The organism is Nostoc sp., from assembly GCF_036917135.1.
GTDB lineage: Bacteria > Cyanobacteriota > Cyanobacteriia > Cyanobacteriales > Nostocaceae > Nostoc.
The window spans coordinates 115861-132785 of the sequence record NZ_JBALEA010000010.1 but is presented as its reverse complement, the minus strand read 5'-3'; the positions used below and the strand labels follow the sequence as shown (position 1 = coordinate 132785).

15 protein-coding genes are annotated in these 16925 nt (G+C 42.4%); 7 read left to right on the top strand and 8 right to left on the bottom strand.

Features of this window, described 5'->3' with window-relative positions; translation table 11 throughout:
• The first annotated feature begins 139 nt into the window (after positions 1-139).
• The 4 genes from V7K50_RS02730 to V7K50_RS02715 all read left to right on the top strand — a co-directional run bounded on the left by V7K50_RS02730 (position 140) and on the right by V7K50_RS02715 (position 4299).
• Positions 140-1759: an FAD-dependent oxidoreductase gene (locus V7K50_RS02730; protein WP_334956992.1), complete on the top strand. Its 1620-nt coding sequence runs from the start codon at positions 140-142 to the stop codon at positions 1757-1759.
• 112 nt (positions 1760-1871) lie between these two features.
• Positions 1872-3446 (top strand): GMC family oxidoreductase, encoded by a 1575-nt coding sequence (locus V7K50_RS02725; RefSeq protein ID WP_334956990.1) that lies wholly within the window; start codon positions 1872-1874, stop codon positions 3444-3446.
• A gap of 59 nt (positions 3447-3505) precedes the next feature.
• Positions 3506-3871: a hypothetical protein gene (locus V7K50_RS02720; protein WP_334956988.1), complete on the top strand. Its 366-nt coding sequence runs from the start codon at positions 3506-3508 to the stop codon at positions 3869-3871.
• 221 nt (positions 3872-4092) lie between these two features.
• On the top strand, positions 4093-4299 hold the full coding sequence (locus V7K50_RS02715; protein ID WP_334956986.1) for a TauD/TfdA family dioxygenase: 207 nt from the start codon (positions 4093-4095) through the stop codon (positions 4297-4299).
• A 146-nt stretch (positions 4300-4445) separates the two neighbouring features.
• On the opposite strand, the gene V7K50_RS02710 is transcribed toward V7K50_RS02715, so the two are convergent.
• The 6 genes from V7K50_RS02710 to queA form a co-directional block, all read right to left on the bottom strand.
• On the bottom strand, positions 4446-5954 hold the full coding sequence (locus tag V7K50_RS02710) for a UbiD family decarboxylase (protein ID WP_334956984.1): 1509 nt from the start codon (positions 5952-5954) through the stop codon (positions 4446-4448).
• A 448-nt stretch (positions 5955-6402) separates the two neighbouring features.
• The gene (locus V7K50_RS02705) at positions 6403-7125 is read right to left on the bottom strand and encodes a carbonic anhydrase (protein ID WP_334957279.1); all 723 of its coding nucleotides are present in this window, start codon (positions 7123-7125) and stop codon (positions 6403-6405) included.
• A 266-nt stretch (positions 7126-7391) separates the two neighbouring features.
• Entirely contained in the window at positions 7392-8234 is an 843-nt protein-coding gene (locus tag V7K50_RS02700) for a methyltransferase domain-containing protein (protein ID WP_334956982.1), read from the bottom strand.
• A 111-nt stretch (positions 8235-8345) separates the two neighbouring features.
• Entirely contained in the window at positions 8346-9476 is a 1131-nt protein-coding gene (locus tag V7K50_RS02695; RefSeq protein ID WP_334957277.1) for a tetratricopeptide repeat protein, read from the bottom strand.
• Positions 9477-9680: 204 nt separating this feature from the next.
• Positions 9681-10304, bottom strand: a complete 624-nt coding sequence (locus tag V7K50_RS02690; RefSeq protein ID WP_334956980.1) for a serine O-acetyltransferase — start codon at positions 10302-10304, stop codon at positions 9681-9683.
• Between the two features lie 390 nt (positions 10305-10694).
• On the bottom strand, positions 10695-11879 hold the full coding sequence (queA, locus tag V7K50_RS02685; protein WP_334956978.1) for a tRNA preQ1(34) S-adenosylmethionine ribosyltransferase-isomerase QueA: 1185 nt from the start codon (positions 11877-11879) through the stop codon (positions 10695-10697).
• A gap of 272 nt (positions 11880-12151) precedes the next feature.
• On the opposite strand from queA, the gene V7K50_RS02680 reads away from it, so the two are divergent.
• Positions 12152-12541 (top strand): hypothetical protein, encoded by a 390-nt coding sequence (locus tag V7K50_RS02680; protein WP_334956976.1) that lies wholly within the window; start codon positions 12152-12154, stop codon positions 12539-12541.
• A 70-nt stretch (positions 12542-12611) separates the two neighbouring features.
• On the opposite strand, the gene V7K50_RS02675 is transcribed toward V7K50_RS02680, so the two are convergent.
• Together V7K50_RS02675 and V7K50_RS02670 are read right to left on the bottom strand one after the other, a co-directional pair.
• Positions 12612-13091, bottom strand: coding sequence for a YraN family protein (locus V7K50_RS02675; RefSeq protein WP_334956974.1), 480 nt, complete (start codon positions 13089-13091; stop codon positions 12612-12614).
• A gap of 80 nt (positions 13092-13171) precedes the next feature.
• Positions 13172-13687, bottom strand: coding sequence for a hypothetical protein (locus tag V7K50_RS02670; protein WP_334956972.1), 516 nt, complete (start codon positions 13685-13687; stop codon positions 13172-13174).
• Between the two features lie 87 nt (positions 13688-13774).
• Here V7K50_RS02670 and V7K50_RS02665 point away from each other — a divergent pair, with 87 nt between their 5' ends.
• Both V7K50_RS02665 and V7K50_RS02660 read left to right on the top strand, forming a co-directional pair.
• Positions 13775-14284 (top strand): pentapeptide repeat-containing protein, encoded by a 510-nt coding sequence (locus V7K50_RS02665; protein WP_334957275.1) that lies wholly within the window; start codon positions 13775-13777, stop codon positions 14282-14284.
• Between the two features lie 741 nt (positions 14285-15025).
• On the top strand, positions 15026-16900 hold the full coding sequence (locus V7K50_RS02660) for an iron uptake porin (protein ID WP_334956970.1): 1875 nt from the start codon (positions 15026-15028) through the stop codon (positions 16898-16900).
• The last annotated feature ends 25 nt before the right edge of the window (positions 16901-16925 follow it).

The window sequence follows — 16925 nt, the reverse complement described above, 5'->3', positions numbered from 1 at the left end:
CGCCCTTGGCTATGGGCGGGCAAGATGCCCACCCCACAAGAAGTAGTTGAGTATTTTTTTATTTGGAAGTCCCTAAGGAGCATCGATTCAGTAACTACGAATTACTAATTACGAATTACGAATTATTTAAGGGTTGATTATGAAACAAACAGAAGCAGTTGTTACCAAGATTAACGATTTAAATGATGGTGAAATGCAACAAGTTTCTGTCGGCGAGACAGAAATTTTACTGAGTAGAATCAATGGAAAGTTTTATGCTGTCGGCGCACACTGCGCTCATTATGGCGCACCACTGGCAGATGGAGTGCTAAGTGGAGATCGTGTTGTTTGCCCTTGGCATAATGCCTGTTTTGATGTGACGACTGGCAATCAACTAGAGCCACCTGGCTTAGATTCTTTAGCTCGTTATGAAGTACGCATTGAAGGTGAAAATGTCATTGTCAGTGTACCAGAGCAAACCCCAGGATTACGTAGCTTGCCGCCGCAGGCATCGCCTGCAATGGCTCAATTCAACCCCAACGTTGATGGACGCACATTCGTTATTTTAGGCGCAGGTGCAGCCGGTATTCATGCCGCAGAAGCTTTGCGAGTAGCTGGATATCAAGGGCGAATCGTCATGATTACCCAAGAAGACAAACTGCCTTACGATCGCACCAAACTAAGTAAAGCTTACTTAACTGGTAAGGCATCCCCAGAGGAGATGCCCTTGCGAACGCCTGATTTTTTCCCAGAACACGCCATTGAAGTGCTGTTGAATCACCAAGTTGAACGGGTGCAAACCACAAATAAAGCGATCGCCTTTACTAATGGTGATTCGTTAACCTATGATTCCTTACTGGTAGCAACAGGCGGAAAACCACGCCAGCTAGATATTCCCGGCGCAGACTTGCAAAACATTTTCACATTACGCAGTTTTGCTGATAGCGATCGCATTTTGACAGCCATCAAGGAAAAAGGAAAAGCGGTAGTTATTGGCTCCAGTTTTATCGGCATGGAAACAGCAGCGAGTCTTAGTCAGCAAGGCTTACAAGTAACCGTTATCTCACCGGATTCTGTACCTTTTAAGAAAAACTTGGGCGAGGAAATCGGCAAAATCTTTCAGCAAATCCATGAAGAAAAGGGCGTTTCCTTTAAGTTTGAGAGAAAAGCGGTAGAATTTGCGGGAAGCGACAAAGTAGAAGCTGTCATTTTAGATAATGGCGATCGCTTGCAAGCAGATATTGTCATTGTCGGCGTTGGTGTACAACCTGCAACAGACTTTCTTGAAGGTGTCGAATTGCATCCCAAAGATGGCAGTGTTGTTGTTGATGAATACTTATGTGCAGGTGATAGCATCTACGCCGCAGGTGATATTGCCCGTTATCCCGATTGGCGGACAAGCGAATCGATTCGCGTTGAACATTGGCGAGTCGCAGCCCAGCAAGGACGAATTGCAGCTCATAACATGGCAGGTAAAGCAGTTAAATTTAGAGGAGTTCCCTTTTTCTGGACGATGCAATTCAAGTTTTCGTTACGCTATATTGGACACGCCCAGAGTTGGGATGAAATGATTGTAGATGGGGATTTGCAAAAACAGCAATTCGTTGCTTTTTACATCAAAAACAATCAAGTCTTCGCAGCTGCAACCAGTCATCGGGATACAGAAGCAGCAGCTATCTCAGAATTGATGCGCTTGAACCAGATGCCAACTGTTGAAGAATTACGACGTGGTAAAGTTGATTTGATTCACAAACAACCTCAAGTTAGTAGCAAGCGCTAGCAGAGTTAGTAGCAAGCGCTACCCTACGGGAAAGCTCCCCTAACAGCACTGACTAGGAACCAGTTAGACTAATTAAGTTCGAGATAAGAATAATTTGCAACCTCCTGCATATATGACGAACATCACAGAACACTACGACATCATCATTATCGGTACAGGAGCAGGTGGAGGTACACTGGCTCACCGCCTCGCACCCACAGGTAAAAAAATTCTCGTGCTGGAACGAGGCGACTTTTTGCCGAGAGAAAAAGCTAACTGGAATCCAGAGGAAGTTTATCAAAAACATCGCTATCATACAGATGAGCAATGGTATAACAAGGAAGGCAAAGCCTTTAAGCCTCAAACAGGCTACTGGGTTGGTGGCAATACCAAACTCTACGGTGCAGCCCTAATTCGATTCCGGGAGCGAGATTTTGAAAGGGTAATTCATAAAGGAGGAATTTCTCCAGAATGGCCTTTGAAGTATCAAGACTTTGAGCCATACTACACGCAAGCAGAAAAGCTATATGACGTGCATGGACAGGAAGGAGAAGACCCCACCGAACCACCTCGCAGCGAACCATATCCCTATCCGCCAGTGAGTCATGAGCCAGATATGCAGTCTCTCGCTGATGGCATTCGGGAACTGGGTTATTACCCATTTCACCTACCATTAGGATTAAAGCTTAATGAAAGCGATCGCCTAAATAGTCCCTGCATTCGCTGCGATACTTTTGATGGATACCCCTGTTTAGTACAAGCAAAAGCCGATGCTGAAGTCAACGCCATTCGTCCGGCTCGTGAAAAGTATGCCAATCTTACCCTTTTAACTAATGCCAAAGTCTTGCGGCTGCATACCAGTGAGTCGGGGCGAGAAGTAACGAGGGTAGAAACTGAAATTGCTGGGGAAAAATATTGGTTCACAAGCGATGTTGTGGTTGTTGCCTGTGGTTCTGTCAACTCAGCTGCTTTGCTGTTACGCTCTGCTAATGACAAACATCCCAACGGATTAGCAAATAGTTCCGATCAAGTGGGGCGGAATTTCATGAAGCAACTGGAAACGGCCATAGTTTCCATACATCTAGAAGTGAATCACGCCAACTTTCAAAAAACCATCGCCGTCAATGATTTTTACTGGGGAGAGCCGGATTTCCCCTATCCAATGGGCATGGTGCAGAATACAGGTAATGTCCTAGCCGATATGATTCCCGGAGAAGCACCTCCACTGATGGCTCCATTTGTCAAGCTGATTCCTCATTTTGAGCGCCATTTGTTAGCCGAGCGATCGGTTGGCTGGTGGTTGCAGACAGAAGATTTACCAGATCCGAATAATCGGGTTCGGGTGGTGGGTGAGAAGATTCATGTTGACTATACACTGAACAATACCGAAGCAAGCGATCGCTTAATTCACCGATGGACATCTGTACTCAAGTCAATCCCCCACTCTGCTAAACACGTCTTGCCATTTAGCCTTTATCCCCGCACTCAGATACCAGAACAAGCAGTCGCTCATCAATGTGGTAGTTGTCGATTTGGCACAGATCCCAAAACCTCAGTCCTTGACATCAATTGCCGTACCCATGATGTCGATAATCTTTATGTGGTAGATAGTAGTTTTTTTCCGTCAAATTCCGGTGCTAACCCAACACTCACTATTATGGCAAATGCTTTGCGCGTAAGCGCTCATCTAGCTGAACGCTTGAAGTAAAAGGTGATAAAAACAAAGGGACACAGGATTGATTGATTATTTCCAGGATGGACAAATTTATGAATGAGCAACAGACTGATTTAGAAACGCAAAATCAAAATTCTCCAGAAACATTATCCTCTAATACTCATCCGATTGCAACGGGATTAGGAGTTGTAGGAGGCGGGATTGCTGGAGCCGCACTAGGTCGCTCAATTGGTGGTAAAGTTGGTGCTGCGATTGGTGGAGTTGCGGGTGCGATCGCTGGTGGAGTTGCAGCCAATGAACTGGTTGTTTATGCAGAAGAATTTATTGAGGAACTTCAGCCGACTATTAGTTTGGGATTAGGTGCTGATCACAAACCAATTGAATTACCTCTTCATTACAGTTGGGAAGAATTACAAGCACTATCAAAACCCCAAGGTGAAAAAATGCAAGCTACATAAACAAAAATTTTAATTATGAATTACGTAAAGCCTCCGCCATAGCTACGCTGAGAGCGTAGTGGGGCGTAGCTCATTACGAATTAATCCCAAATAATCATGCCAATAAAGGCAACTCACAGCCATAATTGAGTCATATTCTTACCAACAAAATATTTCTTGTGACAACTATGTTATTGATAGTTGTCACATTGTTTATAAAATAGCTATAACGTTTTAGTTCGGTGCATGAAGAACTACCATTTCCCAATTTCACAGCTGACTGTGCTGTTTCTGAACTTAATGAAATTGCTGAAAAAATAACCACGGAAATTTCGTGGCAAAAAAGCGATATTTTAATGATTGATAATACAAGAATACTTCATGGGAGAAGAGATTTTGCTGATGATCAAAGAGATATTTATATCAGGTTATGTTCTCCAGCTTTTTAATTTATAATAAAATCTATCGGGAGTATCCCAAATGTACAAAAATCTTGATAGCCCTAAATCTTTAGTTAATTTTGGGTAAGTTTGACTGATAAAAATCAGTTAACCTGATAGGTAGCAGAGATTTTTACCAGTTTATATCTAATACATTACCTCATATCATAGCCAAACAAATTCGGGTCTACTTCTCCTAACTGCAACTCTGCCAAACCATACTCCGCCCATCGTCTCTCTACCATCGCCGCCACATCTGGATCAGATTCCAAAGGCGAACCCCATTCATGGTTTGTTTCCGGCGGAATCTTTGTAGTTGCATCAATTCCCATACGTCCACCTAAGCCAATCTTTTCACTGGCAAAATCCAAGGTATCAAAAGGTGTATTCGGCAAAATAAAAACATCACGCACTGGGTCAACTTTGGAACTAATCGCCCACACAACTTGACGCGGATCGCGAATATTTATGTCTTTATCTACAACAATTACAAATTTTGTGTATGTAAATTGTGGTAAAGCACTCCAAAACGCTAAAGCCGCCCGTCGCGCTTGTCCTGGATATGCTTTATCAATGGAAATAATCGCGGCTTTGTAACTCAAAGCTTCCATTGGTAGGAAGAAATCGACAATTTCTGATACTTGTTGCCGCAGTATGGGAGTATATATGCGATTTAGTGCGATCGCCATCATCGCTTCTTCTTTAGGTGGACGACCGCTAAATGTTGTTAAGTAAATCGGATTTTTCCGGTGCGTCATACACTCAAAGCGTACCAACGGCGAATCTTCCACGCCGCCGTAATAACCCATGTGGTCACCAAAGGGACCATCTGGTAAAACTTCCCCTGGTGTAATCGTTCCTTCCAAGACAAATTCTGAATCTGCGGGAACTTCCAAATCTACAGTTTTGCATTTCGCCAACTGCACACCCGAACCGCCGTAGAGTCCAGCAAACAGCCATTCTGATAAATCTACAGGGATAGGTGTGGCAGCTGCCATAATAATTAGAGGATCTACACCAAGTGCGATCGCAACTTCTAATTTTTTCCCACGTTCGGCTGCTTTTCGCAAATGCCTTGCGCCACCCCGCACCGATAACCAGTGAACCGTCATCGTATTTTGAGATTGTAGTTGCAAGCGATACACACCTACATTTGGTGTACCCGTTTCACAATCTTTGGTAATTACTAGTCCCAACGTGATAATCTTGCCAGCATCACCAATATAAGGACGTATCAAGGGCAACTTGTTTAAATCTAAATCATTACCTTTAAGCACAACTTGCTGACAAGCAGGGAAAAAGTCACGTCCTGGTTTCGCCTTCACCACGTCAAACAGCACTTTTCCAAAATCTATCGCCTGGGAAATCTTCTTCGGCGGTTTTGGCTGTTGCAGCATACTTAGTTTTTTCCCCAGAGTTTCCAACTCCTCTGGATGCTGCATATTCATCGCCCAGCAAATCCTTTCCACAGTTCCCATCAAATTCACCGCCACCGGGAAGGAAGCGCCTTTGACGTTTTCAAACAACAATCCTGGACCACCTTTTTGCAGCATCCGGTTGGAAATCTCAGCAATTTCTAAATCTGGATCAACTAAAGCTGAAATTCGCCGTAATTGTCCTCTTTCTTCCAAAATTTTCATGAATCCCCGCAAGTCTCTCGCCATTGTTCTGATAAAGCTGATTATTTAAGAAGTGTGAAGGGCTTTCTTATATTATGGGGCATTGGGCATTGGGAAATATTTTTCCGTGTGTGTCCCCATCTCCTCATTTGGCAATTGTTGGTTTTAATTAGAAATTAACCTATTTAGTAACTTTTCTTAACTGTGTTTTCGAAAGGATTTAGTTATTGTATCTAGGGATACGCAATTATTTTTTACAAATAAGCGCTAATCTAATCAAACATGGCCGGAATATACTATACCTTCCTGGCAGGCGGCCTTGTTATATCGCCCCTGCTAGGTTTATTTTTTACAAGCTTGGACTAGGATTGCTATAAGTTAGAGCAATGAATTTAATTAATCTTCAAGACTATCAATAAAAAATATTTTATAAGTAACAATTTTTTATAACATTATTAAACTAAAAATCTTCCGCCTAAAAAGGGTGAGATATTCAAGTAAGAATGTTGACTTTACCAGTATCAATATCGTAACAAGCACCAACAATTTTTAGTTTACCTTCATGGAGCAATTTAGCTAAAATTGTTGAGTTTTCCTGCAATTTTTCAGTTTGATACTGAATGTTGGCTATAACTGCATCCTGCATATTATCACCCGTTCTGAACTTTATCCTTTCTAGAGATGGTTTGATCCCCTCAATAATTAAACCAATTCTGCCAGGAAGTAGTTCGTTTTTAATTGCTTCTGTTACTGCACCGCATCTTCTATGACCCAAAACCACAATCAACTGCGAACCCAATACTGCTGTAGAATATTCCAGACTACCTATAACCGTGTCACTGACGACATTACCAGCAACTCGCACGACAAATAAATCTCCAAGTCCTTGATCAAAGATGATTTCCGCAGGTACTCTAGAATCTGCACAGCCCAATATGGCGGCAAAGGGATACTGAGCTTTAGCAACTAATCGCAGATGTTCTAATGATTGATCGGGATATTGACGTTTTTGATGGATAAATCTTTGATTACCATCCAGCAACCTTCTGATGGCTTCATTTGGACTGATTGAATTAGGGTTAACTGGGTGAATATCAGCAACAGCAGTTTGCTCTGGATTCCAAAAGCTATCACCAAAAGCAGTAGCCGCAATACCTACAATACTGGCGAATTTTAAGAAATCACGTCGCCCGACAAATCCATTAATTCGACTCATCAATCTACCTGACAACAACAAAGCTGTTCCCAAGAAGATATCAGACTTAAGCATGGTGCAAGAGTACCTGATGACACGGTTTAGTTTTAACCTTAACTTGACACCAATGGTGAGACACCCACTCTAGAAGAAGTAGTTGAGTATTTTTTATTTGGAAGTCTCTAAGTAAAATTTTCCCTCTCCAAGTCGGAGAGGGACAGACTTGAACTAAAATTCAAGGCAGGGAGAAGTTCGTTGAATTCAACGCACTGGTTCCCCTACAGTAATTACTTAACACCAGATAATAAGCCAAACCGAACTAACCCGCGCTCATAACCGCGACGCATCAACCCCAACGATAACGCCCCTTGAATGGTAGTCCAACCGGCATTGAGTAAGCCCCAAAGCGCTTGGGGAGTGAACGCCGAATCAATAACTACATTCCAAAAGGGGGCGACGGCGGTTGACCAATCGGCGGTGCGGATATTATGTAATGGTAGTTGAAGTGCGATCGCTTCATACTCTGGCAAAGAAATCACATAAGGCAAACAATACACCCGATAAATATCCTGCAAATGCTTTTCCTCATCCGCCGTCAGTGGTAACTTATCAGTCGGTCGATGACACCATGTAACCATAATTAACTTGCCACCAGGTTTCAACACCCGATAGCACTCCTGGAGAAACTTAGTTTTATCTGGCATGTGTTCACCACTTTCCAGCGACCAAACCAAATCAAAAGAATCGTCAGCAAAGGGCATTTCTTGAGCATTGGCTACCTGGAACTGAGTTTTCAGACTCAAATTAGCTTCCATTGCGCGTTCCGTTGCTCTGGCAGCTTGTACAGGACTCAATGTAATCCCTGTAGCTTTAGCATTAAACTTTTCTGCCAGGTATAAAGAACTGCCACCAATGCCACAACCCACATCAAGGATATTTTCTGCTGCTTCTACCCCTGCCCAATTGAGTAGTTCTTCGATTAAATCAATTTGAGCTTGACGACGGTCTTTTTTCTGGCTACCATCAGCGCCATAATAGCCGTGGTGCATGTGTTCGCCCCAAATCTGTTCCCACAGACCAGAGGAAGCATCGTAGAACTGCTGAATTTGCTGGTAAAGTGTTGCACTCATGAAAAAAGTAGTATTGAGAGATGTGACATTCAAAAAAACATACTGGTGGTAGGCTACCATGTATGTTTTTAAATGAGGTCAGAATATTAATTTTGAATTTTGAATTATTTGTTATTGTCTAGGACTCGTTGCAGCCGGCTGTGGTTCAACTGAGACAGGCACATCGCCAGGATTTGCGGGCATTTCTGGTTGATTTGACATCTGTGGCTCAGGTGTTTGTACTACATTACTTGGAGTAGGTGTTTGACTGGTTTGAGGTTGCTGTTGTCCACTTTTTTGGGCAATTTGCTGCATTAGCTGCTCAATTTTCTGGGCTTGTTCAATATTGCCTTGCTCACTATACTCGTTATGGGCACGTTTTAAGACTCCATTGGCTTTCTTGAACTCACCCTGATTATATAAAGTGACTCCCAAGTTATAGTAAGCTGAAGCGTTTTTAGGATTTTGGCGAATAGCTTGCCGATAAGCGGAAATAGCCTCAGAAGCTTGCCCATGAATTGCCAGCAAACTTGCCATGTTGTTGTAGGCTGTGCCGTTTTTAGGATCTAGCTGCAAAGCTTGGCGATAAGTAGCGATCGCTGACTCTATTTTTCCTTGTTGTTGCAAGGCGATCGCTAGGTTAAAATAAGCATTGGCATTGCTGCTATCGAGACTAATTACTTTTTGGTATGCTGCGATCGCATCCTCAACGTGTCCTTGTTCATACAGCAGCAAACCCAGATTATACAGCGCTGCTACCCTTGTGGAATCTATCACCAGGCTTTGGCGATAAGCCGTAATCGCGGCATCTTTTTCTCCTTGTCGGTGCAACACTAGCCCTAAGTTGTAATAAGCTTCGCTAAAATTAGGATTAATTCTAATGGCCTCTGTATATTCTTGCAAAGCTACATCCAGGCGGTTTTGCTCCATGAATATATTACCCAAATAATTTCGCGCCGCTCCAAGGTTAGGATCTCGTTCCAATGCTTGTCTAAAGGCATATTCCGCACCCTGTAAGTCTTTGCGGTTATAGCGCGTTACTCCTTGCTGGAAAAAGATCGCTGCTTGAAGATCCTGAGAAATTGCGGTTTCTGCCAGCACCTTGCTGACTGGGAAATGAGTAATTGTCGGTGCAACCAAGACCAAAAATGTAGAGAAAGCAAACAGAAATCTGAGAGGCGGTTTTTGCTGAACAGGGTTTCGGTGAGATGTCACCTTAAATAAGCGATGAAAGTACTGATGGGGTTGAGATTTTTTAGACATGAGTGACATAGCTGTACTTCTGCTTAGATGTTTATAAGTCAGAGTACCCACCACAGCATAAAAAATTACAAATCAAAAAATTAAGAATTCCTCATTTTGGGAGCATCCCACTTTTTTACAAATACTCTTGTCATTGTTCAGTTGACTTACCTACCGTAATTAGTGCGGTATTCTACAGGTTTTGTCATCTGGTAATAAACAAATTTAAACCAACTGCTCTTTTACTTTCACGCCATCTCTCTTGATTATATAAGCTGGAACACCGACAACAACACAATTACTGGGAATATCTTTGACGACAACTGCATTTGCTCCTACTATGACATGATCATTTATAGTGATGTTCCCAATGATTTTTGCTCCTGAACTTATGGTTACATTGTTGCCAATTGTCGGAGGAAAATTATCTTTACTGTTATATCCTATTGTCACCTGTTGATTAATCCAACAATTATCACCAATGCTTTTTGCATTTACTATAGTACTAAATCCATGTTGAATAAATAGCCCACAACCAATATGATCGCAATATAAAAATAGGCTGGGACATTCTTTATAAAATAATTTTATAAAATGCATGAGTACCAATCCCAGAAAGTTACCTTTTTTAATTCTGTAATAGTAAAGACTTCTAAATTCGGGATATTTATAAAGCAAATATAGCAAGTTAACCCAGTCAGAAGTATCACTTAGCTCAACTATCTTTGCCCATCGTCTTACATCGACAAGAATCACTTCTTTTTTTGTAGTGACGATAAATAATATGAGCATCGGGGCATTCATGATCTGGATGATAATTTTCACCAATTTAATTGTGAAGTCACGCATAAAATTACTCCTATGGGACATTAAAATTCTGTAAAAAAAGTAAAATTTGCTGCTGTTCAGCAACGGGAGCATCCCAATGAGAGCTTAAAATCTTTTCCCTCACCCCCAGCCCCTCTCCCAAAGATGGGAGAGGGGAGACATAATTCTAGTTCCCCTTCTCCCAAAGATGGGAGAAGGGGTTAGGGCTATCAAGGTTTTTGCATATTTGGGATGCTCGCTTCAGCAACTCTAAACTAACATCAAGTCGAATATACCGAAATTGGTAATCTCATTTTCCTTGTTGACCAAAGTTTATCGCTTTTGATGACAGTTAAACCCCCATGAGCATTTCTAGAAAACTCACAAATAATGGCAGTAGAGAGATTAAAACTTCAGCAAACCCTATTGCCCTCATCCTTGACTCAAAGCTCTTATAGCTTCGGGCAAAATTAGCATAGCATCACCGAATGAATAAAAGCGATACCCTGAAGCGATCGCTTCGTTGTATATATTCAATAATCGTTGTCTGCCAATTAGCGCACTTACCAACATCAGCAAACTGGAACGTGGCAGGTGAAAATTAGTAATCAAACCATCCACCACCCGCCATTGGTAGCCGGGATAAATAAACAAGTCTGTTTTACCGCATAATGGTTGCAAATTCCCCGATTGAGCCGCCCCTTCTAAGGCGCGTACCGCCGTTGTTCCCACCGCAATAATTCGACCACCAGCTGCTTTAGTGGCGCGGATTTGCTCTACTGTGGTGGCGGGAACTTCAATCCATTCTTCATGCATCTGATGGGTAGTTACATCCTCCACTTCCACAGGGCGAAATGTGCCCACGCCAACGTGTAGTGTGACAAAAGCTTGATTGATTTGGCGATCGCGCAACTTTTGTAATAATTCTGGAGTAAAGTGTAATCCTGCCGTTGGTGCTGCGATCGCTCCTGGCTCTTTAGCATAAACTGTCTGATACTGCTCATCAGCAACTTCTGAGGCAGTAATGTAGGGTGGTAGCGGTACTTCACCAAATACCTCTAACAGTTGCACCAAAGTCTTTCCCTCTGGCACATCAAATTGCAACAAACGCCCCCCGGTTGCTGCATCTGTTTCTAAAACCGTAGCCGTGAGTTGAGGATTGGGTACTGGGAACTGGGGACAAGGGACTAGGGAAGAATCTTCCCAATCCCCAATCCCTAATTGCCTTGCATCAAAAATAATCTTCGTTCCCTGTTTGAAGCTTTTTCCTGGCTTAACTAAAGCTAACCAGCAGTTATGCTGCCGTTCTTCCAACAGCAACACCTGAATTTTAGCACCAGTGGATTTATGACCATAAAGCCGCGCTGGAATCACTCTTGTATTGTTCATAACCAACAAATCGCCAGAACGCAGCAGTGCAGGCAAATCATGGAAAATGTGGTGTAAGGGTGCTGTTTGGGTGCCTGTAGTGGGAGAATTAACTACCAGTAACCGCGAACTATCTCTAGGAACTGCTGGATTTTGGGCAATGAGTTCTGGAGGTAGTTTGTAGTCATAGCCAGCTACCGAGCAATCTAATTCCAAATCTTTTACTTGTGGGGCAGAGGTGTCTTTCAAATTCGCTTCTACTAGTTTTTACTTTATCTAGTATTTATACTCTCTCAAAAAAGCTGGTTTGAGTTTTCCCTGATCAAGGAACTTTAAGGCATCTTCGCTCAGTTTTGCCTCTAGGCTATAAGATTGTTACTATTAAGTAACACGGAAAACTTAATATAAAAATTGGGTAAACCTCCCCATCTAAAAACGGGGGCTTTTACCCTACCGGGAACAGGCACTGATTGACGAATATAGATATGTAGGATTGGCTTTGATCCCAAGCACCAACAAACATGGAATACTTGTACTATCTGGCAAATGCCAGTCTAACCCTGAGGGTCGTTCAACACCTCCACGCTAGACCCCAGACACCAGTTTCGTTCGTCACCGTAATTCATCAAATTGATGGCTGGGTGGTTAGGATCAAACTCAAAGGTCAAATCTCAGCCCAAGAAGATGGCGACTTTCGGGCTTTTCTAAATGAATTAGGAATCAGTTACGAACCGCCAATGAGGGTGCAAATGGCACTTTGGAGTTTGGAATCAGGACAGTGCCCTGTGGACGTGATGCGTCGTTATCAAGTAGCGATCGTTTCTCATGGTAGCCCAGAGAGAGACGAAATTGAAGCCTTCCGGCAACAGTTTGTCCGGGGCTTAGGCTACTGTCCAGAAACTTTGGCGTGACACTATTTGGTTGTAATGCCACTACAAAATTATGGTTAATTGGTAATGAAGATATTTTATCCATTACCAATTAACCATAATCAATTAAAGAGTCGAAAGCTGCCGGAATGTATTCTTGCAGCTTAAACTTATATCCGTCTACTGATGAAGTAGCTAGAGCTTCCTGGTTGGCTGTAACCCCAATCAGATTTTTTGGTATCTTTTGACAGTAGACAATAGCAACATCAAATCGACAAGAACAATCTGCCTTTTCAGGGTACTGGGCTAAGAATATTCCAGCTGTCCGACAGATTTTTGCTTGCTTTTGTGGGGTAATAGCGCTTCTTCCCCCTGCATCCCAACTACCTGAACTGCGGGTTTTGACTTCAACAAATGCCAATAATGAGTGCTGAGTAAGGTGTTTTTCCCCAGTTCGTCCATCATATTCAGCAATAATATCGATTTCTCCCCAGCGACTAGAAAAGCGACGATGGAGAATTATCCAACCTGTAGATTGCAACCATTGGGCTACTAGGTCTTCTCCTAATTCACCAATATCTTGATAATGCATATAAACTTTAGTATTATCGGTTATTTAAAGGAAAATAAGAGTTTCTAGCAGTTACCCGAAATCATCCTCCCATGATGTGCTTATTCTTCACTTGCTGGCGTGGAATTCCCAATAGTCAAATTGAAGTAAACATAATTGGGGTAAATATCCATAATTTGGCCATGTTCGATATATATGCCACCACCGCATTCCAGAAAGTTGATGAAAGGCTCATAAGGATCAGGAAGACCATTCGCCGGGACTGCATCAAATTCCCGTAGACGACACCAAAATAAATAATTACATACCCCTTGCACAACATGGATACTACCACGCCTAGTTGGTATCCGGTCGCTGTTGTATAACTCCTCCAGCCATTGCATTAGGGTAGAGGGGAGTTCAATGTCAGGGCGAATCTGGAGAGCAAGATTTTCAAAAATATGCTTCTGTTCGCTCTGCAAAAACTTTGCCCATTGCCTTACCCGCGAGAGAAATTCTAACATCAGTTCTGTAAGTCTTTCGTCTTTCTCCCCCATTCCCAGCGTATCCCACTGGATAGCTTGAAGTCGTGCGAAGGCAACGTTCAAATCGTCGGATGAACTTGAATTAGTATTCATCAAAATATTTTTAAAGGATTTTTGCGCTAACATCTCTGACTCAAGGATAATGAGATGGAGGAGGGTTCGCCATTGGCTACAAATCGCATGAATTCTAAGTTAAGCGCCCGAATTTGGGCAACGATACTCAGCTTATTGCTGTGGGGAATAGTTGCCATCACCGCAACCGCCGGTTTTGCTCCAACAGCTTTGGCTCTGGAATATAATAAAGAAATTTTGGTTGAAGCTGATTTCTCAGGACGTGATTTAACAGACTCCAGCTTTACCAAAGCTAATCTTCGTCAGAGCAACTTCAGCCACGCTAATTTGAACGGTGTCAGCTTCTTTGCCGCAAATTTGGAATCTGCAAATTTGGAGGGTTCTGACTTGAGAAATGCCACTTTAGACTCAGCCCGTTTAGTCAGAGCAAATTTGACAAATGCACTGTTGGAGGGTGCCTTTGCTGCTAACGCCAGATTTGATGGTGCAATCATTGACGGGGCAGATTTTACCGATACGCTGCTGCGTTCCGATGAGCAAAAAAAATTGTGCAAACTTGCCAAAGGGACTAATCCTATTACAGGACGAGATACCCGTGACACGTTGTTTTGTCCTTAGTATATTCTACCTGGGTATTGGGCATGGGGCATGGTTATTCTCCTTGTCTCCTATAGGACTCATATTTGATTATTGAAATATACGTAGGGGAGCCAGTCGTGTGGGCGGGTTTCCCGACTTGAGCGAACTGGCGTTGCGTTACGCCAAAGGCTAACGCACCACCTTCAAGTTTTGGGTGCGTTAGACTACGCCATAACACACCCTACATACTACTTAGATTTTTTCAGAAATCAAATCATATTCCTATAGTCCCTACTTAATAATATATCTTTGTGCATCTTGGGCGATCGCACCTTTCAATATAGCGTATAGCGGTTCTCGTTTACGTGAGGTACACCCGTAGGGGCACGGCACTGCCGTGCCCTTACACCTTGCAATATAATCTTGTACCGCATCTGAATGGGAACCGCTATAACTTGATTTTCTACTTATCCTAACTGTTTATCTTATATTCGATACCATAAAAGCACACTAATCTAATTATTCTTTTGTCAATAGTAATTATTAGAATTATCAATAGTACTAATTGTTAATTCTTTGCAGAAATAGTATTTACTATAATTTAATACTTGCGATATCAACTGATGCTTTGATAAGTCAAATCAGGAAGAAACTTTCTGATATGCAAATTTTAAAGTTAACAAGATAGTCTTGTTAAAGATACTTTAAATTTACTTATCAATACCATTGAAATATCAAAATCAAGTTTGTCACTATTTCATATATAGATTGGGAGTTATCATGGCAAAATATCTACTAGCTTCTGCTGGGGGAGTGGGCTTTTTATGGTTAATTGCTGGCTTATCACCAGTACAAGCCCTGCCTAATTTAGAGATTAAAAATAAAAATGTAGCAATTTATCAAGATATTGCTAGCCATGAAAAAGTGGATTTTCATCAAGGCAATTTAGCCAATGCTATTTCTGATGAGTTACCGATAGCTAATAAAAGCCAAAAAGATTTAGAGGTGGATTCTGCTAATAATTCTTTACAGACAATCACACCCCAATCTACAAATTCATCTAAATCATCAGACAAACTTGCACAAGTAACATCCGTATCCCAATTGTCTGATGTACAGCCCACAGATTGGGCTTTTCAAGCACTACAATCTTTGGTTGAGCGCTATGGTTGTATCGCAGGTTATCCCAATGAAACCTATCGCGGTAATCGGGCGATGACTCGCTATGAATTTGCAGCTGGCTTAAATGCTTGTTTATCTCGAATCAATGAACTAATTGCGACTGCAACTGCTGATTTGGTCAAAAAAGAGGATTTAGCCACGTTGCAGAAACTGCAAGAACAGTTTGCTGCGGAATTGGTAACATTACGGGGTCGAGTAGATGCTGTAGAAGAGCGCACAGCAAAACTAGAAGCAAATCAATTTTCTACTACTACCAAACTCAATGGTGAGGCAATTATTGCTGGGATTGGTGCTACCGGTGGCGCTCCTAATAAGAGCGACCCGAACATCATGCTAGTCAATAGAGTGCGGTTAAATCTTACCACTAGCTTTACTGGTAAAGATTTATTAATTACTGGATTGCAAGCTTATAACTTTTTGGGTGGAGCCAGTGGACAAGGTAGCCTGCAAGAAAGTTTAGGATTAGCTGCGCCGCTTTTAAGTGCGAGTAGCGCACGTACCAGTTTTGAGCCACAATTTCCGGGGTTAAATGTCAATACTTTGTCGGGTGTTGGTGCAAACAGTGTTCAGCTTTACAAATTACTGTATATCTTTCCCGTCGCTAATAAATTAACCTTGTTTGCGGGAACTGCGGCGGAAACATCAGATGCTTTCCCAGCCATTACACCTTTTTATGGTGAAGGACAAGAGTCAATTTCTCGTTTTGGCGGCTTGAATCCTGTGCTACGGGTTTCTGGTGGAACTTCGGGTACTGGTTTAGCATCGGCGGCGGGATTTATTTTTAACATTTCGCCAAATTTGGATTTAAGAGCTTTATACGGCAGTGTAAATGCCAATTTACCCCAAAAATCTGCGAGTGAGGCATTACCAGGAGTTTCTACTACACCTTTGGGTGCAGGTTTGTTTAGTGGTAGTAGTGTTGTAGCCGCACAGTTAACCTTGAAGCCAAGTCGCGATCTTGATATTGGTCTCAATTATGCCCACAGTTATCACGAAATCAATATTTTGGGTACAGGATTAGTTAGTGATGATATCGGTGCTTTACCAGGGGTTGCGGCTGGGACACCGGTGGCGCTCAACTCTGTTGGGAGTACGGTAACATGGCGATTGTCTCCCAAGATAGCCTTGTCTGGTTATGGTGCAGCCTTGTTTGTTGATGCTGCTTCTAGTAGCGTCAATGCTTCCACCACCTTTACAAGTTGGATGGTGGGAGTTCACTTCCGAGATTTACTTAAGTCAGGGAACAATGGGGGGATTATTTTTGGTCAACCGCTTTACCGCACTGATGCTAGTGGTTTGGCTCAACTTGGTGACAATCGAGCGACTCCTTACCATTTAGAAGGGTATTATCGTGTTAAAGTCAGCGACAATATCAGCATCACTCCTGGTGCCTTTATTCTGTTTAACCCAGAAGGTGACAGCAGAAACGAAACCACAACTGTAGGTGTACTTCGTACTACTTTTACGTTTTAACAAAAAGGGGGAGTGGGCAATAGAA